At 71.2% G+C, this 20,179-nt stretch carries 20 protein-coding genes; 17 read left to right on the forward strand and 3 right to left on the reverse strand.

The features are described from left to right. Nucleotides 1-463: 463 nt before the first annotated feature. The 11 genes from pyrG to IE278_RS34070 all read left to right on the forward strand — a co-directional run bounded on the left by pyrG (nt 464) and on the right by IE278_RS34070 (nt 13,587). Nucleotides 464-2,131 carry a CTP synthase gene (gene pyrG, locus IE278_RS34020; RefSeq protein WP_189778099.1) on the forward strand — a complete coding sequence of 556 codons (1,668 nt, stop codon included), beginning with the start codon at nt 464-466 and terminating at the stop codon, nt 2,129-2,131. A gap of 115 nt (nt 2,132-2,246) precedes the next feature. Next, nucleotides 2,247-2,873: an NUDIX domain-containing protein gene (locus IE278_RS34025; protein ID WP_189778101.1), complete on the forward strand. Its 627-nt coding sequence runs from the start codon at nt 2,247-2,249 to the stop codon at nt 2,871-2,873. A gap of 193 nt (nt 2,874-3,066) precedes the next feature. Continuing rightward, entirely contained in the window at nt 3,067-5,148 is a 2,082-nt protein-coding gene (locus tag IE278_RS34030; protein WP_189778103.1) for a tetratricopeptide repeat protein, read from the forward strand. A gap of 166 nt (nt 5,149-5,314) precedes the next feature. Then, a complete protein-coding gene (ald, locus tag IE278_RS34035; protein WP_189778104.1) occupies nt 5,315-6,439 on the forward strand; it encodes an alanine dehydrogenase in 1,125 nt (374 codons plus the stop codon). A gap of 423 nt (nt 6,440-6,862) precedes the next feature. After that, complete coding sequence (locus IE278_RS34040) at nt 6,863-7,990, forward strand: ParA family protein (RefSeq protein ID WP_079053143.1); 1,128 nt, start codon at nt 6,863-6,865, stop codon at nt 7,988-7,990. After that, nucleotides 7,975-8,550, forward strand: coding sequence for a hypothetical protein (locus IE278_RS34045; protein WP_189778106.1), 576 nt, complete (start codon nt 7,975-7,977; stop codon nt 8,548-8,550). Before IE278_RS34040 ends, IE278_RS34045 begins: the two co-directional genes overlap by 16 nt. 18 nt (nt 8,551-8,568) lie before the next feature. Continuing rightward, on the forward strand, nt 8,569-9,582 hold the full coding sequence (locus tag IE278_RS34050; RefSeq protein WP_189778115.1) for a segregation and condensation protein A: 1,014 nt from the start codon (nt 8,569-8,571) through the stop codon (nt 9,580-9,582). A 4-nt stretch (nt 9,583-9,586) separates the two neighbouring features. After that, nucleotides 9,587-10,243: an SMC-Scp complex subunit ScpB gene (gene scpB, locus IE278_RS34055; protein ID WP_189778123.1), complete on the forward strand. Its 657-nt coding sequence runs from the start codon at nt 9,587-9,589 to the stop codon at nt 10,241-10,243. After that, the gene (locus IE278_RS34060; protein ID WP_189778126.1) at nt 10,243-11,508 is read left to right on the forward strand and encodes a pseudouridine synthase; all 1,266 of its coding nucleotides are present in this window, start codon (nt 10,243-10,245) and stop codon (nt 11,506-11,508) included. The genes scpB and IE278_RS34060 overlap by 1 nt, the downstream gene beginning before the upstream one ends. 253 nt (nt 11,509-11,761) lie before the next feature. Then, nucleotides 11,762-12,571 (forward strand): NUDIX hydrolase, encoded by an 810-nt coding sequence (locus IE278_RS34065; protein ID WP_189778128.1) that lies wholly within the window; start codon nt 11,762-11,764, stop codon nt 12,569-12,571. Beyond that, entirely contained in the window at nt 12,568-13,587 is a 1,020-nt protein-coding gene (locus IE278_RS34070; protein WP_189778130.1) for an ADP-ribosylglycohydrolase family protein, read from the forward strand. Before IE278_RS34065 ends, IE278_RS34070 begins: the two co-directional genes overlap by 4 nt. A gap of 63 nt (nt 13,588-13,650) precedes the next feature. Here the strand turns inward: IE278_RS34070 and IE278_RS34075 are convergent, their stop codons facing one another. From IE278_RS34075 to IE278_RS34085, 3 genes are read right to left on the reverse strand one after another with little or no spacing between them, the layout of a single operon-like run. Further along, on the reverse strand, nt 13,651-14,103 hold the full coding sequence (locus tag IE278_RS34075; protein WP_189778132.1) for a Rieske (2Fe-2S) protein: 453 nt from the start codon (nt 14,101-14,103) through the stop codon (nt 13,651-13,653). After that, entirely contained in the window at nt 14,100-14,684 is a 585-nt protein-coding gene (locus tag IE278_RS34080; protein ID WP_189778134.1) for a DUF6529 family protein, read from the reverse strand. The genes IE278_RS34075 and IE278_RS34080 overlap by 4 nt, the downstream gene beginning before the upstream one ends. Nucleotides 14,685-14,742: 58 nt before the next feature. Next, nucleotides 14,743-15,420, reverse strand: a complete 678-nt coding sequence (locus IE278_RS34085) for a hypothetical protein (RefSeq protein ID WP_189778136.1) — start codon at nt 15,418-15,420, stop codon at nt 14,743-14,745. A gap of 217 nt (nt 15,421-15,637) precedes the next feature. Here IE278_RS34085 and aroH point away from each other — a divergent pair, with 217 nt between their 5' ends. The 6 genes from aroH to IE278_RS34115 all read left to right on the forward strand — a co-directional run bounded on the left by aroH (nt 15,638) and on the right by IE278_RS34115 (nt 20,160). Next, nucleotides 15,638-16,000 (forward strand): chorismate mutase, encoded by a 363-nt coding sequence (gene aroH, locus IE278_RS34090; protein WP_189778138.1) that lies wholly within the window; start codon nt 15,638-15,640, stop codon nt 15,998-16,000. Further along, complete coding sequence (locus IE278_RS34095) at nt 15,997-17,082, forward strand: prephenate dehydrogenase (protein WP_189778140.1); 1,086 nt, start codon at nt 15,997-15,999, stop codon at nt 17,080-17,082. Before aroH ends, IE278_RS34095 begins: the two co-directional genes overlap by 4 nt. A gap of 154 nt (nt 17,083-17,236) precedes the next feature. After that, nucleotides 17,237-18,241: a serine/threonine-protein kinase gene (locus IE278_RS34100; protein WP_189778142.1), complete on the forward strand. Its 1,005-nt coding sequence runs from the start codon at nt 17,237-17,239 to the stop codon at nt 18,239-18,241. A gap of 160 nt (nt 18,242-18,401) precedes the next feature. Further along, nucleotides 18,402-18,686: a hypothetical protein gene (locus tag IE278_RS34105; protein WP_189778144.1), complete on the forward strand. Its 285-nt coding sequence runs from the start codon at nt 18,402-18,404 to the stop codon at nt 18,684-18,686. A 142-nt stretch (nt 18,687-18,828) separates the two neighbouring features. After that, a complete protein-coding gene (locus IE278_RS34110) occupies nt 18,829-19,356 on the forward strand; it encodes a hypothetical protein (RefSeq protein WP_213089761.1) in 528 nt (175 codons plus the stop codon). A 39-nt stretch (nt 19,357-19,395) separates the two neighbouring features. Beyond that, nucleotides 19,396-20,160, forward strand: a complete 765-nt coding sequence (locus IE278_RS34115) for a vWA domain-containing protein (protein ID WP_189778154.1) — start codon at nt 19,396-19,398, stop codon at nt 20,158-20,160. Nucleotides 20,161-20,179 lie beyond the last annotated feature (19 nt).

Genomic DNA, 20,179 nt, shown 5'->3' on the forward strand with positions numbered 1-20,179 from the left:
CCGAGGGGGCGGTGTTCTTGCGGTCAGAGGATCATTGGTAAAGCGTCGTTGCGGAACGTCAGTTGTCGCGTGTCACGCATGTCAATGGTTGCAGCGATTGTCTTCGCGAGGCGAACCGACGAGCTCTTGGCCCAGGAATACCGGCGGGGTGGTGCCGTTTGCCGGCCTGGCTCGGCAGCGAGTGTCCGAGCAGGATACGACGCACGATGATGTTCCGCGCGCCCCTCCCGACAACCCGCCTGGTCCGAACGAGTGAGCACAGGTGTGGCGCGTGTCGGCCTGTGCGCGGAGCGTGGCCGGAAGCGACCTCCTCGCGTCGCTGATACCCTGGTAGCCCGTGGACCGGTGGACGCCCGAGCAGGAAAAGGGACCCCCGAACCGCAGCGACGGCACCGCCGGAAACCTCCGGGCCGGGCAGCCGTACCGCAACCGAAACCGCGACCACGGGAGCCCCCTCTTGGCCATGCCGCCCGCTGCTTTCCGAAGCAGCACAGCCACGACGACCAAGCACATCTTCGTCACCGGGGGTGTCGCCTCCTCCCTCGGCAAGGGCCTGACCGCCTCCAGCCTGGGCGCGCTGCTCAAGGCACGGGGTCTGCGGGTCACCATGCAGAAGCTCGACCCGTATCTGAACGTCGACCCCGGCACGATGAACCCCTTCCAGCACGGTGAGGTGTTCGTCACCAACGACGGGGCCGAGACCGACCTCGACATCGGGCACTACGAGCGGTTCCTCGACGTCGACCTCGACGGCTCCGCCAACGTCACGACCGGGCAGGTGTACTCCACGGTCATCGCCAAGGAGCGGCGCGGCGAGTACCTCGGTGACACCGTGCAGGTCATCCCGCACATCACGAACGAGATCAAGCACCGCATCCGCCGGATGGCCACCGACGACGTCGACGTCGTCATCACGGAGGTCGGCGGCACGGTCGGCGACATCGAGTCCCTGCCGTTCCTGGAGACGGTCCGCCAGGTCCGTCACGAGGTCGGCCGCGACAACGTGTTCGTGGTCCACATCTCGCTCCTCCCGTACATCGGCCCCTCCGGGGAGCTGAAGACGAAGCCGACCCAGCACTCGGTTGCGGCCCTGCGCAACATCGGTATCCAGCCGGACGCGATCGTCCTGCGCGCCGACCGCGAGGTGCCCACCGCGATCAAGCGCAAGATCTCGCTGATGTGCGACGTCGACGAGGCGGCCGTCGTGGCCTGTCCCGACGCCCGCTCGATCTACGACATCCCGAAGGTCCTGCACACCGAGGGCCTGGACGCGTACGTCGTGCGCAAGCTGGACCTGCCCTTCCGTGACGTGGACTGGTCGACCTGGGGCGATCTGCTCGACCGCGTCCACAATCCGCTGCACGAGATCCACATGGCGCTCGTCGGCAAGTACATCGACCTGCCCGACGCCTACCTCTCGGTCACCGAGGCGCTGCGCGCGGGCGGTTTCGCCAACAAGGCCCGGGTGAAGATCAAGTGGGTCGCCTCGGACGACTGCAAGACCCCGGCGGGCGCCGCCAAGCAGCTCGGTGACGTCGACGCGATCTGCATCCCCGGCGGCTTCGGCGACCGCGGTGTGGCCGGCAAGGTCGGCGCGATCCAGTACGCCCGCGAGAACAAGATCCCGCTGCTGGGCCTGTGCCTGGGTCTGCAGTGCGTCGTGATCGAGGCCGCGCGCAACCTCGCCGACATCGCGGACGCCAACTCCACCGAGTTCGACTCCGCGACCGGCCACCCCGTCATCTCCACGATGGCCGAGCAGCTGGACATCGTCGCGGGCGACGGTGACATGGGCGGCACGATGCGCCTGGGCATGTACCCCGCCAAGCTCGCCGAGGGCTCGATCGTGCGCGAGGTGTACGACGGCAAGGAGTACGTCGAGGAGCGGCACCGCCACCGCTACGAGGTGAACAACTCCTACCGCGCCGAGCTGGAGAAGAAGGCCGGTCTGCAGTTCTCCGGCACCTCCCCGGACGGCAAGCTGGTGGAGTTCCTGGAGTACCCGCGCGAGATCCACCCCTACCTGGTCGCGACCCAGGCGCACCCCGAGTTGCGCTCGCGTCCCACCCGGCCGCACCCGCTGTTCGCGGGCCTGGTCAAGGCCGCGGTGGAGCGCAAGACGGCCAAGTAGGACGAGGGTTGTACGGTTGCCGGGGTACGTGTCTTTTGGGGCGCGTGCCCCGGTTTTCGCCGTGTGGGATTTCCGGTGCGGCACAGGTTCCGTGTGTGTGGGAGGGCAAGTCGACATGACCATCAAGGACACCGCCGAGGAGTGGGAGGTCAGGGCGACCGCGACCCCGTTCACCGGCAACAAGACCTCCGTGCGCACCGACGACGTGGTCATGCCCGACGGATCGGTCGCCCGGCGCGACTACCAGGTGCACCCCGGCTCGGTGGCCGTCCTCGCCCTCGACGACGAGGGCCGCGCCCTGGTCATCCGCCAGTACCGGCACCCCGTGCGGCACAAGCTCTGGGAGATCCCGGCCGGTCTGCTCGACATCCCGGGCGAGAACCCCCTCCATGCCGCACAGCGCGAGCTGTACGAGGAGGCGCACGTCAAGGCCGAGGACTGGCGGGTGCTCACCGACGTGTACACCACGCCCGGCGGCTGCGACGAGGCCGTCCGGATCTTCCTGGCCCGCGATCTCTCCGAGGCTGAGGGGCAGCGCTTCGAGGTCGAGGACGAGGAGGCCGACATGGAGCTCTCCCGAGTCCCGGTCGACGAGCTCGTACGCGGTGTCCTCGCCGGCGAGCTGCACAACAACTGCCTCGTCGTGGGTGTCCTCGCGCTGACCGCCGCCCGCAGCGGTGACGGCCTGGACGCCCTGCGCCCCGCCGAGGCCCCGTGGCCCGCACGCCCGTTCGAGGCGTGATCCACTTCTGAGCCCTTTCTGATCCACTTCTGAGCGCGCAATCGGCCCACCGATGTGAACATCGCCTGATCCGATCGGGGGATCCGCCCGCCGCGCTCCGCACGGATCGTCGCAGAGCGTGAACTAGGCTCTGAAAACGCCCCGTCCGGAGTCCCGGCGGGCTTGCGCGCGCAGTGGGACGGGAGTGTGGCCCGTGACGGATCAGGCGGTGGATGCCGGCGGCACGACGGTGTCGGAGAAGGGGCGGCGCCCGGCTGCCGCGTCCGCCCTCACGGGGAGTCAGTTCCTCGGCCGTACAAGAGAGTTGAAGGAACTGCGGGCCGACATCGACCGCGCGGGGCTGGACACCCTCGCCGGCCGCAAGGCGCCCCGCGCGCGAGTGCTGCTGATCGCCGGCAGACCCGGATCCGGCCGCACCGCGCTCGCCGAGGAGCTCGTACGGCAGGTCGCGGACAGTTACCCGGACGGTGTCCTGCGGGCCCGGCTCACCGAGCCGGACGGCACCCCCGTACCGACCGAACGAACCGCCCGTGACCTGCTCACCGCACTCGAACTGCGGGCCCCGGCCGGAGCGGACGAGGACGACCTCTCCGAGCGGCTGCGTGAGGCGCTGGCGACCCGCAGGACCGTGCTCCTGCTCGACGACGCGGCCGACGCGGAACAGGTCGACGCGCTCCTCCCGGAGACCCCCGACTGCCTCGTCGTCGCCGTCTCCGGCGGGCCCCTGACCGGGATCGCGGACGTCCGCCCCTGCACCCTCGGCGGCATGGACACCAAGTCCGCCCTCGAACTCCTGGAGCGGTACACCGGCTCCGTACGCATCACCGTGGACCCGCGCGCCGCCGAAGGACTCGTGGAGATCTGCGCGGCCCAGCCCGCCGCGCTCGTCCTCGCCGGGGCCTGGCTCGCCCACCGGCCCAAGTCGGCCGTCGCGGATCTCGCCAAGCAGTTGCACACCGACGGTGACGACGGCCCGATCCTGGAACGCGTCTTCCGGCTCACGTACACCGCCCTGCCCTCGACCGCCGCGCGGATACTGCGACTGCTCTCGCTCGCCCCCGCCGGGCTCGTCGACCCGCACACCGCGTCCGCGCTCGCCGGCTGCTCGGTCGGCGCCGCCCGCACCACCCTGGACGACTTCACCGCACTCGGCCTCGTCCGGGCCGTCGAGTCGCCGCTGCCGCAGTACGAGGTGCCCGGCTGCCTGTTGCCGCTGCTGCGCTCGCTCACCGAGACCGAGGACCGCGCCGCCGAACTGCAGCTGGCCCGCGCCCGCATGCTGGAGCGGACCGTACGGCTCCTGGTGTCGTGCCGGGCGATCACCGAGACCGACAGCTCGCCCGCCCGCGAGAAACTCGCCGGGATGCCCCGCGCGCTGCGCTTTCCCAACCCCCGCGCCGCCGCCGACTGGCTGCGCATCCGGCAGCCCGCGCTGCTGGCCGCCGCCCGCCTCGCGGTCTCGGACGGCGAGCTGGACACCCTGGCCCGCCGTCTGATGGCCGCCCTGGTCAGAGCACTGGTCGCGCATGTCGGTACGCAGGCCGCGGCGCCCGAGCTGTACGGCATCCACCGGCTCGTGCTGGACGTCGCCGAACGCCGGAACCTGCCCCGCGAGAAGGCCGCGGCACTGCTGAACCTCGCCGACCTGGACGCCCAGACGGGCCGTACGACGGACGCGCTGGCCCGCTACCGGGCCGCTCTGGACGCCGGACGCGAGGCAAACGACCCGTACGCGACCGGCCGCGCGATGGAATCCGTAGGCGGCGCCCACCAGGAGCTCGGCGACTACGACCGGGCCGCCGACTGGTACGGCCGCGCGCTCGCCCAGCGGCTCGCCCGCGACGAGCGCGCGGACGCGGCCAGACTGCACGGCCGGATCGCCACCGTGCACACCTACGCGGGCCGCTACGGCGAGGCGCTGCGCAACTGGCGCTCCGCGGTCACCGGGTACCGCAGGACCGGCGATGTGGCGGGCCAGGCACGGGCGTTGAGCGAGATGGCGCGGGTGCAGGAGTACGCGGGCCGGCCCGAGGAATCCCTCGCCACCTGCCAGGAGGCGGCCAACTGGGCGCGCCGCGCCGACGACGTCCGGCTGCAGGCCGCGCTGCAGCTGCGGCTGGCCGACACCCTCGACCGGCTGGGGGACCCCGCGGCCGCCCGGCTGCACCGCACCGCCGCCGAACGAATGCTGGGCGATGAGCTCCCGGAGAGCGCATCAACCAGGGAACAAGACCGCAACGCCTGCGAAATCCGTAGCACAGCCGAAAAAGATTGATGCATTGAAAGGCTAGACAGAGAGAATCCCTTCATTAGACTGGCTCCGCCGCGTCTTTTCGTGGTGTTCCCCGGTGTGCTCCCGTGCATCCGGGTATGTCAGGCATCGTCACGGTGTGCGCTGCCTGCCCCAGGTCTCTCCTGAATCCCTTCTGAGCCAAGGAACCGTGATCGACGTGAAGGTCGGCATCCCCCGCGAGGTCAAGAACAACGAGTTCCGGGTGGCCATCACCCCCGCCGGTGTGCACGAGCTGGTGCGCCACGGTCACCAGGTCCTCATCGAGCGGCACGCCGGTGTCGGCTCCTCGATCACGGACGAGGAGTTCGTCGCCGCCGGCGCGCGGATCGTCGCCACCGCGGACGAGGTCTGGGCCGCCGCCGACCTGCTGCTCAAGGTCAAGGAGCCCATCGCCGAGGAGTACCACCGCCTCCGCAAGGACCAGACGCTCTTCACCTACCTGCACCTGGCCGCGTCCAAGGAGTGCACGGACGCGCTCCTGGAGTCCGGCACCACGGCGATCGCATACGAAACGGTCGAGCTGCCCAGCCGCGCGCTGCCGCTGCTCGCCCCGATGTCCGAGGTCGCGGGCCGGCTCGCCCCGCAGGTCGGCGCCTACCACCTGATGCGCGCCAACGGCGGCCGGGGTGTCCTGCCCGGCGGTGTCCCGGGTGTGCTGGCCGCCCGCGCCGTGGTCATCGGCGGCGGGGTCTCCGGCTGGAACGCCGCGCAGATCGCCATCGGCATGGGCTTCCACGTGACCCTGCTCGACCGCGACATCAACAAGCTCAAGGAAGCCGACAAGATCTTCGGCACGAAGATCCAGACCGTCGTCTCGAACGCCTTCGAGCTGGAGAAGGCCTGCCTGGAGGCGGACCTCGTCATCGGCGCCGTGCTCATCCCCGGCGCCAAGGCCCCGAAGCTGGTCACCAACGAGCTCGTGTCGCGCATGAAGCCCGGAAGTGTCCTTGTCGACATCGCGATCGACCAGGGCGGCTGCTTCGAGGACTCGCGTCCGACCACCCACGCCGAGCCGACCTTCCCGGTCCACAACTCGGTCTTCTACTGCGTCGCCAACATGCCGGGCGCGGTGCCCAACACCTCGACGTACGCGCTCACCAACGCCACGCTGCCGTACATCGTGGAACTCGCGAACCGCGGCTGGGTCGAGGCGCTGCGCCGTGATCCCGCGCTCGCCCGGGGTCTCAACACGCATGACGGCAAGGTCGTCTACCGTGAGGTCGCGGAGGCCCACGGCCTGGAGCACGCCGAGCTGGAGACCCTGCTCGGCTGAGGTCCCGGCCGGATTCGTCCCGCTTCGGCGGCAGGCTTCTCCACCGACAAAAGGCGATACGTCAACACGACTCGTCAACATCGCACGTACGGCCGGACCTTGTCCCACAGGGCCCGGCCGGATGTGTGTCGAGTCACTTTGCGAGACTCGTTCAACTCGCCTCGAACGTAACCCTTCAACCGTTTCGCACACCCCTGAAACCTGCCGTGCGACGCCCTTACGCCCTTGACAGAGGGGTGTTCCGTTGCCGACACATCGGGCCGGGTCCGGCGGATTGTGTTGCTGCGGAGCGGTGACACGCCATAGAGTCGCCAACCGTCGGCATGGTGCCACGCTGACCTATCGAGAAGTTTCCTGGTCACCAAGGAGGTAAGACGACTTGTGAATGAGTCGACATTTACTCCCGGGGGTGGTCAACCAGGAATGCCTGCGCAGGGCTCAAGGCCAACGGGGCTCGAAGCTGTCGGCTCCGTCGCTGTGCGCACCTTCGCAGCCCACCAGAGTCCGAAGATGACTCAGACAGCACACCAGAGCATGGATGGCCATCACGTGAACGCCATGGCCGGCAACGGAAGTGGCGAGAACCGCACCCACTTCGCCGACTACGACGACCTGCCCGAGGGGCATTTCTACGACCCCGACGCCGAGTACGAGCCCGATCCGGAGTACGCGGCCACGCTCGCGCCCGACGCGGCGCGCCAGCGCCGTGAGCGCATCGGCCCGACCGGGCGCCCGCTGCCGTACTTCCCGATCCCGGGCCCGCTGACCGACCACGGCCCCGCGAAGATCATCGCGATGTGCAACCAGAAGGGCGGCGTCGGCAAGACGACGTCGACCATCAACCTGGGTGCGGCACTCGCGGAGTACGGACGCCGGGTCCTGCTCGTCGACTTCGACCCGCAGGGCGCGCTGTCCGTGGGCCTCGGAGTCAACCCGATGGAGCTCGACCTCACGGTCTACAACCTGCTCATGGAGCGGGGCATGGCGGCCGACGAGGTGCTCCTGAAGACCGCGGTTCCGAACATGGACCTGCTGCCCAGCAACATCGACCTGTCCGCCGCCGAGGTTCAGCTGGTGAGCGAGGTCGCCCGCGAGTCCACACTGCAGCGCGCCCTGAAGCCGCTGATGGCCGACTACGACTACATCGTGATCGACTGTCAGCCCTCGCTGGGCCTGCTCACCGTGAACGCGCTGACGGCCGCTCACAAGGTGATAGTGCCACTGGAGTGCGAGTTCTTCGCGTTGCGCGGGGTCGCGCTGCTCACCGAGACCATCGAGAAGGTCCAGGAGCGGCTCAACCCCGAGCTGGAGCTCGACGGCATCCTCGCCACGATGTACGACTCGCGGACCGTGCACAGCCGTGAGGTGCTCGCGCGCGTGGTCGAGGCGTTCGACGATCACGTCTACCACACGGTGATCGGCCGGACCGTCCGCTTCCCGGAGACCACGGTCGCCGGTGAGCCGATCACGACGTACGCTTCCAACTCCGTCGGCGCCGCCGCCTACCGTCAGCTCGCCAGGGAGGTGCTCGCCCGGTGTCACGCCGAGTGAGTCTGCCGGGGGCCGACGAACTGTTCCGTACGACCGGGGGGATGGCACTTCAGTCCTCCAGCCCGCGGCGTCCGGCCAACGGCGAGGCGCGGGTGCCCGCTCCGGCGGGCGAGAGCGACGCCGCGGCCGGGGAGGACGGGCCGCAGTCGGTGCCCGTGCGGGGTGGCGACGGCGAGGGCGACGAACATGTCGCGGCCGACGCCGACTCCGCCGACGGGGAGTCCCGGAGCCGTGGCGCCGCCACGGCGGACCGTTCCGGGCGACGTCCGGGTCCGCAGGAAGGTTCTGCCGGGGCCCAGCCCCAGTCCCAGTCCCGCAAGCGCGGGCGGGGCTCAGGGCGGCGGCCCAGCGGGCGCGAGCGGCACGACGAGAAGATCACGGTGTACGTGTCCGCCGAGGAGCTCATGGACCTCGAACACGCGCGGCTGGTGCTGCGCGGGGAGCACGGGCTCGCGGTCGACCGCGGGCGGATCGTGCGGGAGGCCGTCGCCGTCGTTCTCGCGGATCTTGAATCGCGCGGCGACGCGAGCATTCTCGTACGACGGTTGCGTGGGCGGTAGGGGTAGCCTTCGACGGTTATGACCCCGTCCGATGTCCCTCCGCCCACTGCCCCCGCCTCCGGTGGGTCCGGTGGGCGGCGGCGTGCGTTGGGGCGGGGGCCCGGGGGTGGGCCGCCCGAGCCTCCGGCTGAGGGCTTGCCGCCTGCGGCGGAGGGGCCGCCCGTGCCCGCGGGAGGCACCTCGGCCGCGGACCGTGGGCACAACGACGAAGCGGACGGGGTTTTCAAGGTTCGGCTTGTGAACTTCGAGGGGCCCTTCGACCTGCTGCTTCAGTTGATCTCCAAGCACAAGATGGATGTCACCGAAGTGGCGCTCTCCAAGGTCACCGACGAGTTCATGGCGCACATCCGGGCGATGGGGCCGGACTGGGACCTCGACCAGACCACCGAGTTCCTGGTCGTCGCGGCGACGCTGCTCGATCTGAAGGCCGCCCGGCTGCTGCCCTCCGCCGAGGTCGAGGACGAGGCGGACCTGGCCCTGCTGGAGGCCCGCGACCTGCTCTTCGCCCGACTGCTGCAGTACCGCGCGTACAAACAGATCGCCGACATCTTCAACCGCCGCCTCGACGAGGAGGCGCGCCGCTATCCCCGTACCGTCGGCCTCGAGGCGCACCACGCCGAGCTGCTGCCCGAAGTGGTCATCAGCATCGGGGCGGAAGGATTCGCCGCGCTCGCCGTGAAGGCGATGCAGCCCAGGCCGAAGCCCCAGGTGTACGTCGACCACATCCACGCGCCGCTCGTGAGCGTGCAGGAGCAGGCCGCGATCGTGGTCGCACGGCTGCGGGAGCTCGGCGAGGCCAGTTTCCGCTCGCTCGTCGAGGACGTCGACGACACCCTCACCGTCGTGGCGCGTTTCCTGGCCCTTCTGGAGCTCTATCGGGAGAAGGCGGTCTCCCTGGACCAGGAGGAGGCTCTGGGGGACCTGGTGGTGCGCTGGACGGGCGGGGAGGGGGATGCGCAGCCGACGGTGACGGACGAGTTCGACCGGCCGCCGGATCCTGTCCCGGATCCGGTCAGGGAGAAGAAAGTGTGAAGGTGTGAGCGAGGACACCACCGGAGCCCCCGCGGGGGCCCGAAGCGTCGCGGATCTCGACCTCCGGCCCGCGCTGGAGGCCGTCCTCATGGTCGTGGACGAGCCCGCCACCGAGGAGCACCTGGCGAAGATCCTGGAGCGGCCCAGGCGGCAGATCGCGGACGCGCTGCGCGCGCTGGCCGACGAGTACGCCCTCCAACGACGCGGCTTCGAGCTGCGGATCGTCGCCGGCGGCTGGCGGTTCTACAGCCGTCCGGAGTACGCGGCGGCCGTCGAGCGCTTCGTCCTGGACGGGCAGCACGCCCGGCTCACCCAGGCGGCGCTGGAGACCCTCGCCGTGGTCGCGTACCGGCAGCCGGTCAGCCGATCGAGGGTCTCGGCGGTCCGCGGAGTGAACTGTGACGGCGTGATGCGCACCCTCCTTCAGAGGGGTCTGGTCCAGGAGGCGGGCGCGGAACCCGAAACAGGTGCGATCCTGTACAGGACGACGAACTACTTCCTGGAGCGAATGGGCCTGCGCGGCCTGTACGAGCTCCCGGAGCTCGCGCCCTTCCTTCCGGAGGCGGACGCGATCGAAGCAGAGACGCTGGAAGGGGTCCCGTCGTTCGATCCGGATGCGCCGGACGCAGATGCAGACGACACGACGACGACGGAACTTTGATGCGAAGCAGTGGCAGTGGCAGCGGCAGGAACAGCGGCGGGCGCGGCAACCCCCGCGGGACCGGCGGGAGCGGTAATTCCCGCGGCTCCGGCGGCGGAGGCGGCAACCCCCGTGGCTCCGGCGGCGGGGGCGGGGGTCCGCGCGGCTCCGGCGGCGGGGGCTCCCGTGGCTCCGGCGGCGGTGGCCCCCGTACGTCCGGCAGCGGATACAACTCACGCGGGACCGGTGCGTCCGGCGGGAGCGGCTACCAGCAGGGCGGCGCGGGAGGGCCCGACGACAGGCCGAAGCGCCCCAGCAAGCCCCGCCCCGAGGAGCGCCGCTACGACGTAGGCCCGGGCGCCACCCACGAGGGTGCGAAGTCGGGTCGCGGCAGCTCCGCGCGCGGCGGTGCCAAGGGCGGCCCCAAGCAGGGCCAGCAGCGCGGCGGCCGCACGGAGAACGCGCGCTCCCGTGAGTTGGAGACGCGGACCGAGGAGCGCAACAGGGACCGGTACGCGGGCAAGCCCGACGTCAGGACGGTCAAGACCTTCCCGGGTTCCGAGCAGGAGGGCGAGCGCCTGCAGAAGGTGCTCGCGCGCGCGGGCTACGGTTCGCGCCGCTCCTGCGAGGAGCTGGTCGAGCAGGCCCGCGTCGAGGTCAACGGCGAGATCGTCCTCGAGCAGGGCATGCGTGTCGACCCCGAGAACGACGAGATCAAGGTCGACGGGCTGACGGTCGCCACGCAGTCGTACCAGTTCTTCGTGCTCAACAAGCCCGCCGGTGTCGTGTCCACCATGGAGGACAACGAGGGCCGGCAGTGCCTCGGCGACTACGTGACGAACCGCGAGACGCGGCTCTTCCACGTGGGACGGCTCGACACCGAGACCGAGGGCGTCATCCTGCTCACCAACCACGGTGAGCTGGCGCACCGCCTGACCCACCCCAAGTACGGCGTGAAGAAGGTCTACCTCGCGCACATCGTGGGCCCGATCCCGCGCGACCTGGGCAAGCAGCTCAAGGACGGCATCCAGCTGGAGGACGGGTACGCGAAGGCGGACCACTTCAGGGTCGTCGAGCAGACCGGCAAGAACTACCTCGTCGAGGTGACGCTGCACGAGGGCCGCAAGCACATCGTGCGGCGCATGCTCGCCGAGGCCGGCTTCCCGGTCGAGAAGCTCGTGCGTGTGTCCTTCGGGCCGATCGCCCTGGGCGACCAGAAGTCCGGCTGGCTGCGACGGCTGTCCAACACCGAGGTCGGGATGCTGATGCAGGAAGTCGGCCTCTAGGCACTTTTTCGCCCCTCGTGGTAGGGCCCTCGTAGTACGGCGGCGGCCGGTTCCGGGATCTCCCGGGGCCGGCCGTTTCGCGTTGGGGGGCTTGTGGTCATACGATCCGCGATTTATAGTCTTCCTGACCATTAAGGAGCCGCCCTCGCCGGGCGGCGGCCGGCGGAGCAGGGCCCACGGGGGTGGTCCCGGTCCGCGGGCTGTCGCCCGGCGAGGTGCGCCGACGGCCGTCGAGGCCACATGAGGAGGGGGCATGGAGGGCTACGACAAGCACGCCTTCGAGCCCTTCGCCGTCACCGTCGACCTCGCGGTGTTCACGGTCCGGGCGGGCGCGCTCCACGTACTGCTGATCGAGCGCGGACAGGAGCCGTACGCGGGGTGCCGGGCGCTGCCCGGGGGATTCGTGCTGCCCGAGGAGTCCGCCGAGACGGCCGCCCGGCGTGAACTCGCCGAGGAGACCGGTCTGTCGGACGTCTCCGGGCTGCACCTGGAGCAACTGCGCACGTACAGCGAGCCGGACCGCGATCCCCGGATGCGGGTGGTCTCCGTGGCGTACGCCGCGCTGCTCCCCGACGCTCCCGAGCCGCGCGGCGGTGGTGACGCGGCACGCGCGCACTGGCTGCCGTACGACGGACTCGGGCCGCTCGCCTTCGACCACGACCGGATCCTCGCCGACGCCCGTGAACGGATCGGCGCGAAGCTGGAGTACACCTGCCTCGCCACCGCGTTCTGCCCGCCGGAGTTCACCCTCGGGGAGCTCCAGCAGGTCTACGAGACGGTGTGGGGGTCCCCGCTCGACCGCCCGAACTTCCGGCGCAAGGTCCTCGCCACGCCCGGGTTCGTCGAGCCGGTCCCGGGTGCGGCTCGGCTGACCGGTGGCCGGGGCAAACCCGCCGCGCTGTACCGGGCGGGGGCCGCGACGGGGTTGCATCCACCGCTGCTGCGGTCCGCGCCCGCATCCGCGCCCGTGCCGGACGCGGCCACCCATTCTGCCTCGCCCTCGCCCTCGTCTTCGCCTTCGCGTTCGCGTTCGCGTTCGTCTTCGAAAGGACGATCCTCATGACCACGACCGTCAGGAAGCAGGCCGCCACCGGGGCGTTGGTGGGGCTCGCACTCGGGGACGCGCTCGGCCGCCCGACCGAGTTCAAGGACGTGCCGTCGATCCTTGCCGCGTTCGGGCCCTGGCGGGAACTGGAGCTGCCGGATCCCGCGTACATCACCGACGACACGCAGATGACGCTGGCGCTGGCGCGCGGCCTGCGGACGGCCATGGACCGGGGGCTGCTCGGCCCCAAGCGGCTGGAGCGGCCCGTGCGCGAGGAGTTCGTGAACTGGTACCAGTCACCGGAGAACAACCGTGCGCCCGGCCGCACCTGCCTCGTCGCCTGCGAGAAGCTGAAGCACGAGGACCGGCTCTGGCAGGACGCCAGCCAGGTGGGGTCCAAGGGCTGTGGCGCCAACATGCGGGTGACGCCCCTCGGCCTGGCTCCCGGCCTCAGTGACGAACAGCGCGCGGGCGCCGCCCAGTTGCAGGCCGCTCTCACGCACGGCCACCCGACGGCGCTGGCCGCCTCCGACCTCACCGCGCACGCCGTACGGCTCCTCGCGCAGGGCGCCGAGCCCACGGGCCTGGTCGGGCTGCTGCGGTCGTACGCGTACGAGAACCGGACCAACTACCACGAGCGCTGGCTCGGTGATCTGTGGACCCGCGCCCAGGATCCGACGCCCACGCACTTCATCTCGCGGGGCTGGGACGAGTGCCTGGAGGCCCTGGAGCGGGTGCGGCAGGCCCTGCGGTCGCCGTCGCCCGAGACGGACCCGTGTCTGGCCACCGGCGCCGGGTGGGTCGCCGAGGAAGCCCTCGCCACCGGCCTGCTGTGCTTTCTGCTCTTCGTGGACGAGCCGGTGACGGCTCTGCGCCGGGCCGCCTGCACGTCCGGGGACTCGGATTCGATCGCGTGTCTGGCCGGCGCCTTCTCGGGGGCGTACCTCGGCGCCGACGCATGGCCGACGGAGTGGGCCGACAGGATCGAGCACCAGGGCGACCTGATGGCGCTGGGCGCGCTCTGGGACGCCTGACCGGCCCGGCCCCGCCTGATCCGCCGCGCCTGATCTTCCCCGTCTGATCCTCCGCGCGGCGGATCAGGCGAGGCTGATCGAGTCCCCGGTGACCGTGATCTGCTGCGCGGGCAGCGGCTTCGGTGCCGGTCCGCCGGCCACCGAGCCGTCGGCGACGCGGAACTTGCTGCCGTGGCAGGTGCAGTTGATCGTGCCGTCCGAGACGTCGGCGACGAGGCAGCCCTGGTGGGTGCAGACCGCCGAGAAGGCTTTGAAGCCGCCCTTCTCCGGCTGGGTGACGACGACCTTCTCGTCCTTGAAGATCTTTCCGCCGCCGACCGGGACATCGGCGGTCTTGGTGAGTTCCTTGCCGCCGGGGGCCGTCTCGCCCCCGCTCGCACTGCCCGAAGGGGCCGCGGAGGGGGCCTCCTCCGTGTCGCTCCCGCTGTTCTCGTCGCCGTACTTACTGCAGCCAAGGAGCAGCGCGCTCGCCGCGCCCGTCGCGAGCACCGTGCGCCGCGTCGAGGGATTCGTCATGTCGTCACTCCGAAGGTGCGGAAGAACCAGAGGGCGGAGGTCAGCCAGATCACCGTCAGGGCGGAGAAGACGAGCCCGCCGACGATCGGGAGCACCCAGCCGGGCAGTCGCTCTGAGCGGAGCAGCAGCATTTTCGCACTGAAAGCACCGAAAAAGAAGCAACCCAGGAGTGAGTGCCACAAGACGCGCGGTTCGTATGTTTGATAGCCCAATGCGTACAGACAGTGCACCGCGACGGGCACCGCGACCAGGAACGCGATCCGGCCCGACCAGCGGTGCAGTACGCCCGACCAGCTCGGGCCCGGCAGTCGCCCGTACACCATGAGTGCCGAGACGAGCTGGACGACGGCGAAGCCCATCGCGGCCGTGGCCAGCCAGGATTTCACCGCGCTCGTGCTGCTGAAGCCCGCCAGGTTGAAGGCGGTGCCCTCCGGGTCGTGCACGTTTCCGTAGACGCCGAGGCCGACCGCGACGGCGCTCGCGACCAGGGCGGGTACGAGATAGCGGGCGGCTCCCGGGCTCCGGCGGGCCGGGTTGGGGGCGGGGAAACCCTGGGTCGCGGCGTTCGGGTCCACTGTCATGGTCGGCTCCCGGCGGTCAGCTGAGGGCGGGGCGAAGGGTGGAGCCAGGGGGCACGGGTCAAGGGGTCACGGGCCGGGCGGTGAGCCGCTCCCCGTCCACCGTCACGGCGCCGGTCTCCGGGTCGATACGGGGCGCGGGCGAGGCCCTGCCGTCCCGCTTGAGGATGCCGACCTGGCTGTCGTCCTGCAGCAGGACCCAGCCGCCGTCGATCTCGGTGTCGGCCACGGTGTCGGTGGCGCGGTACAGCGCGTTGGGCTTCAGGGACCTGTCGGCCGTGAAGCCGTAGTTCCGCTGCCCCATGTCGACGGTGCCGCGGATCCGTTTGCCGGCCAGGGTGCCGGTGAGGACCTGGCCCTTCTTGTTCGTGAGGCGCATGCCGCCGTCGGACTCGACGTCGCCCTTGAGCCACGACTCCTGGTCCCGGCCGTCGCAGAAGTACGCGACCGCCTTGCCGTCGCGCAGGGTCACCGCGACCGCGGAGGAGTCGTCGTCGGTGCGGCCCGCGTAGTCGCCGTCCGGCACGGCGGACCTCGACGGGGCGGGCGACGACGGCGCCGGCTCGCTCGGGGTGACCGTGGCCGTCACCGCGGGTGCCGGGCTCGCCGAGACGGCGTCGGCGGCCGAGTCGCTCCCGGTCGTCGTGCTGCGCGTCCCCGTCGTCGCGTTGAGCGACAACATGAACACGGCGAGCAGCAGTCCCGCGAGGAGCGTGAGAAGTGGTCCGGAACGCTTCATCGTGCCTCCCCCGAGGCGTGGCGCGGACAGCCTCACCATGCAAGCGGACCGTGGCTCCCGCGTCCAGAGGCGCACAGGAGCCACTTGGCGGAGATTGGGAGAGCGGGAAGCGAAAAGGGGCGGGCGTCTCGGCAGGCGGGCGCCGCGTATCGGGCGACCGGGGGCTGACTAGGCTGGACGCACCACAACCGAGCCGTACAGAACGAGGAGCATCACCGTGGCGGTACGAGCGGTCCGGGGCGCCGTCCAGCTGGAGCGGGACGAAGCCGGTCACATGGACGAGCAGGTCAGCGAGCTGCTCACCGCCATCCTGGAGCGGAACGGGCTGACCGCCGACGAGCTGATCAGCATCTGGTTCACGGCGACCCCCGATCTGCGCAGCGACTTCCCGGCGGCCGCGGCGCGCAAGCTCGGCATCGTCGACGTGCCGCTGATCTGCGCGCAGGAGCTGGACATCGAAGGGGCGATGCCCCGGGTCGTACGGGTCCTCGCGCACATCGAGTCCGACCTGCCGCGTGCCGAGATCGCGCACGTCTACCTGGGCGCCGCGGGCGCGCTGCGCAAGGACATCGCCCAGTGAGAACCGCACTCGTCATCGGCACCGGCCTCATCGGGACGTCGGCCGCGCTGGCCCTGACCGGGCGGGGCGTCGTCGTGCACCTCGCCGACCACGACCCGGGACAGGCCCGTACCGCGGCGGCGCTCGGCGCCGGCACGGACGAGGAGCCCGCGGGCCCCGTCGACCTCGCGATCGTCGCGGCGCCGCCCGCGCACGTGGCCGCGGCGCTCGCCGACGCGATGCGGGGCGGTGTCGCGCGCGCCTATCTCGACGTGGCCAGTGTCAAGGGCGGGCCGCGCCGCGAGCTGGAGGCGCTGGGCCTCGACCTGTCCGCCTACATCGGGTCGCACCCCATGTCGGGCCGTGAGAAGTCGGGCCCCCTGGCCGCCACGGCCGACCTCTTCGAGGGGCGGCCCTGGGTGCTGACGCCGACCCGGGACACCGACACCGAGGTGCTCAACCTCGCCCTGGAGCTCGTCTCGTTCTGCCGGGCGGTCCCGGTGGTGATGGACGCGGACGCCCACGACCGTGCGGTCGCGCTCGTCTCGCACATGCCCCACCTGGTGTCCAGCATGGTCGCCGCACGGCTGGAGAACGCCGAGGAGGCCGCCGTACGGCTGTGCGGGCAGGGCATCCGTGACGTGACCCGGATCGCCGCGTCCGACCCTCGGATGTGGATCGACATCCTCTCCGCGAATCCGGGCCCGGTCGCCGACCTCCTCGCGGACGTCTCCGCCGACCTGGACGAGACCGTGCAGGCCCTGCGCGCCCTGCAGTCCTCCGACGAGGCCAAGCGCCGCGCCGGCACCGACGGCATCGAGGACGTCCTGCGCCGCGGCAACGCGGGCCAGATCCGCGTCCCCGGCAAGCACGGCACCGCTCCCGCGACGTACGAGAGCGTCGTCGTCCTCATCGACGACCAGCCGGGCCAGCTGGCCCGCATCTTCGCCGACGCGGGCCGCGCGGGCGTCAACATCGAGGACGTACGTATCGAGCACGCGACCGGTCAGCAGGTGGGCCTCATCGAGTTGTCGGTAAAGCCGTCGGCGGCGGCGGTACTGACGGCGGCGCTGCGGGAGCGGGGCTGGGCGATCCGGCAGTAGGGCGGCCGCGGGCGGCCGTGGGGTGGATCGTCCGGGCCGGGGTCGGTGGAGTGTGTGATTCGGCCGTAGATGTGGGTCCGTGAGGCTTCCCGGTGGGGTGGTTCGGGGCAGACTCGGTATCTCCGCGTATCTCCGCGCGAATGAGGTGGGCCGAGTGCGGACGCCGGTCAGCGATCCCCTGCGGGTGGGGGCCTATCGCATAGTGGGGCGGCTCGGGTCGGGCGGCATGGGGTGGGTGTATCTCGCCCGGTCGCCCGGCGGGCGGGCCGTCGCCGTCAAGGTGGTGCGGCCGGAGTACGCGGCCGACCCCGAGTTCCGGCAGCGGTTCGCGCGGGAGGTGACGGCCGCGCGGGCCGTCGGCGGCGCGTTCACCGCGGCCGTCGTGGACGCGGACCCCGAGGGCGACCCGCCCTGGCTGGCCACCGTGTACGTACCCGGCCCCGCCCTCTCGGAGGCCGTCCGCGCCGCGGGCCCCTTCACCGAGGCGCAGGTACGCGTCCTGGGCGCGGGCCTCGTCGAGGCGCTCCAGGCCATCCACGCGGGCCGGGTCGTGCACCGTGACCTCAAGCCCGCCAACGTCCTGCTGGCCGCCGACGGACCCCGCGTCATCGACTTCGGGATCTCCCTGCTGTCCGGAGCGCCCAAGCTCACCAAACCCGGTATCGCCATGGGCACCCCCCACTACATGTCGCCCGAGCAGCTGCGGGCCCGGCCGGTCGGCCCGCCGAGCGACGTCTTCTCGCTGGCAGGCGTACTCGTCTACGCGGCGACCGGCCGCCCGCCCTTCGGGGACGCCGCCGATGTGATCTACCGGGTCGTCGACGGCTCGCCCGAACTGGACGGCGTACCGGACGCGCTGCGCGCCACCCTCACCCGCTGCTTCGCCCGGCCGCCCGAGGAGCGGCCCGGACTCGACGTCCTGCTGGGCGAGTTCCTCACCGGCGTGGGGGACGCCGCGGACTGGCCGCCGCCCGCCGTCGCCGAGGCCGTCCGGGACCGCGTCAAGGACCTCGCCGCCCGCGTCGGCCCGGGACCGGACCGGGACCGCGGCCTCACCCCGAGCGTCCCCTCCTGCCTGCTGCTGCACGCACAGGCACTCCTGGACGCCGGGCTGACCGGCGCCATGGTCAGGGAGGCGGCACGCCGTGGCGCACGCTGACAGCGCCTTCGGACCCCTCCCCGAAGTGGGCGCCCACTGGCGGCGCCTGGTGGAGAACTGGGCCGGCCGCGGCCACGCCGGATCGGCCACCTCGGATTCCACTTCCGTCACTCTGGAATTCGCCGTTCCCGAAACGGGTGGCGTGGTCACCATTCGTTTCATGACCACCAGAAAACTGCTCGTCGCCTTCATGACGGACGGTCATGTCCTGCGGGAGGATCAGCTGGCTCCGGCCGCCGCCGCGGCGAATGCTTGGAATACCGAACAGCTGATCCCCATGCTCTCCGTCTGGGACGTCCGCGGCCCCCGCCCCTGCCTCGCCGGAGTCTGCGTCCTGCCGCTCACCAGCCGTATGACACCCCACGACTTCGAGCAGCTGGCCAGTGACTGGGCGGAACACGCGCGGCAGATGTTCACCAGGTGCCAGGAGGTGTTCCGCCTCTAGAGCAACGGGTTCATAAGACGGACACGAAATGTCCCGACGGCTATCCGGCGGGCCGATATTCGCCTCTAATATGCGATGTGCTTTCCGCGCCGAACGGGGTGTTCAAGAGGGGTACCGAACGGCGGTGCCGAACGGGGGTGTCATGGGTCGCGGAATCATGCTGCCGATATCTGCCGGCGTGGCCGCCGTGACCGCCGCGGCCACCGAGAGGCGCACGCTGGTCTGGCTCGCCGTCGGCGCGGCCACCGCCCTCGCCCTGCTGCTCGCCCTGCTGCTCGCCCTGCTCGTCCTCGCCGTACGCCGCACCCGGGTGAGCCCCGTCCCCGCCACGGGCGGACCCGACCCCGCCGAGAGCTCCCGCCGGCGCGGCGCACCCCGGCCCCTGCCGCTCCCGCGCCGCGACCGCAGAGCCGACCCACCGCGCCGGACGGCCACCGTGCGCACCGGCCTGCACCCGCAGGGGTACGTCGAGCTGGACCACTGCCTCCACCGGGCCGAGTGGACCGACTCCGGCACCCCGCCGCCCGCCCCCGGAGCCCCGGTCGACGTGACGGACCGCGCGGGCGCGGACCCCGCGAGGACGGCTCCCGCGGGGGCCTCCGGACACGCCGACGTCCTGTTCGCCGTCCCGTGCCGTCCCCGGCCGCCGGCCGGGGACGAGCACACCTGACCGCCCGAACCGCCCGCCCCACTGCCCCGCGGAGAGACCATGCGCAACGAACGGCAGCCCCGGACGCTCCCGGCGTCGTACGCGGACATCGAGTTCGAGAACAACGCACAGCGCCTTCCGCTGGTGCTCTGCCTCGACACCTCCAGCTCCATGGCGGGCCCGCCCATCCAGACCCTCAACGACGCGCTGCGCTCCTGGACCCGCGAACTCCACGACGACGTCAGCCTCAGCTACAGCGTCGAGGTCGCCGTCGTCACCTTCGGCGGGCAGGGCGTGTGCGCGTGGAGAGGGGCGCAGCCGCTGCCCCCGGAAACACCCGCGAGCCCCTTCGTACCGGCGCACGCGTTCCAGGCCCCGGTCCTGGCCGCCGCCGGGGTCACCCTCCTCACCGAGGCACTGGAACTGGCCGTGCGGATCGTCGCCGACCGCAAGAGCGAGCTGCGCGCGGGCGGGCTGCAGTACTACCGGCCGCAGATCTGCCTGGTCACGGACGGCCTGCCCACCGACGGCACCGGCCGCTGGACCACCGCGTGGCAGCGTCTCGTACCGACGCTCACGGACGACCAGCGGGCCCGGAAGTACCGGCTGTACGCGATCGGTGTCGGCGACATCTCCGACATGGGCGAGCAGGTGCTCAAGGCCCTCGCGCCGGCCTTCAACGCACGGCTGCACGGATTCCCGTTCCGCGAACTGCTCCAGATGATGTCGGCGAGCGCCAACGCCGAGCAGCGCGGCGCCGGGGACGAGGTCTTCGAGAAGATCTTCGCCCAGTTCAGGACCCAGCGCCCGGCCTGGGAGACATGACATGAGCGGGATGGGCGGC

Source organism: Streptomyces tauricus, assembly GCF_014650955.1.
GTDB lineage: Bacteria > Actinomycetota > Actinomycetes > Streptomycetales > Streptomycetaceae > Streptomyces > Streptomyces tauricus.

Bases quoted from the DNA above. Each gene is read 5' to 3' on its own strand.
- pyrG (WP_189778099.1), top strand. From the start codon at position 464: ATGCCGCCCGCTGCTTTCCGAAGCAGCACAGCCACGACGACCAAGCAC.
- IE278_RS34025 (WP_189778101.1), top strand. From the start codon at position 2,247: ATGACCATCAAGGACACCGCCGAGGAGTGGGAGGTCAGGGCGACCGCG.
- IE278_RS34040 (WP_079053143.1), top strand. From the start codon at position 6,863: ATGCCTGCGCAGGGCTCAAGGCCAACGGGGCTCGAAGCTGTCGGCTCC.
- IE278_RS34050 (WP_189778115.1), top strand. From the start codon at position 8,569: ATGACCCCGTCCGATGTCCCTCCGCCCACTGCCCCCGCCTCCGGTGGG.
- IE278_RS34060 (WP_189778126.1), top strand. From the start codon at position 10,243: ATGCGAAGCAGTGGCAGTGGCAGCGGCAGGAACAGCGGCGGGCGCGGC.
- IE278_RS34065 (WP_189778128.1), top strand. From the start codon at position 11,762: ATGGAGGGCTACGACAAGCACGCCTTCGAGCCCTTCGCCGTCACCGTC.
- IE278_RS34070 (WP_189778130.1), top strand. From the start codon at position 12,568: ATGACCACGACCGTCAGGAAGCAGGCCGCCACCGGGGCGTTGGTGGGG.
- IE278_RS34075 (WP_189778132.1), bottom strand. From the start codon at position 14,103: ATGACGAATCCCTCGACGCGGCGCACGGTGCTCGCGACGGGCGCGGCG.
- IE278_RS34080 (WP_189778134.1), bottom strand. From the start codon at position 14,684: ATGACAGTGGACCCGAACGCCGCGACCCAGGGTTTCCCCGCCCCCAAC.
- IE278_RS34085 (WP_189778136.1), bottom strand. From the start codon at position 15,420: ATGAAGCGTTCCGGACCACTTCTCACGCTCCTCGCGGGACTGCTGCTC.
- IE278_RS34105 (WP_189778144.1), top strand. From the start codon at position 18,402: ATGACCACCAGAAAACTGCTCGTCGCCTTCATGACGGACGGTCATGTC.
- IE278_RS34110 (WP_213089761.1), top strand. From the start codon at position 18,829: ATGGGTCGCGGAATCATGCTGCCGATATCTGCCGGCGTGGCCGCCGTG.
- IE278_RS34115 (WP_189778154.1), top strand. From the start codon at position 19,396: ATGCGCAACGAACGGCAGCCCCGGACGCTCCCGGCGTCGTACGCGGAC.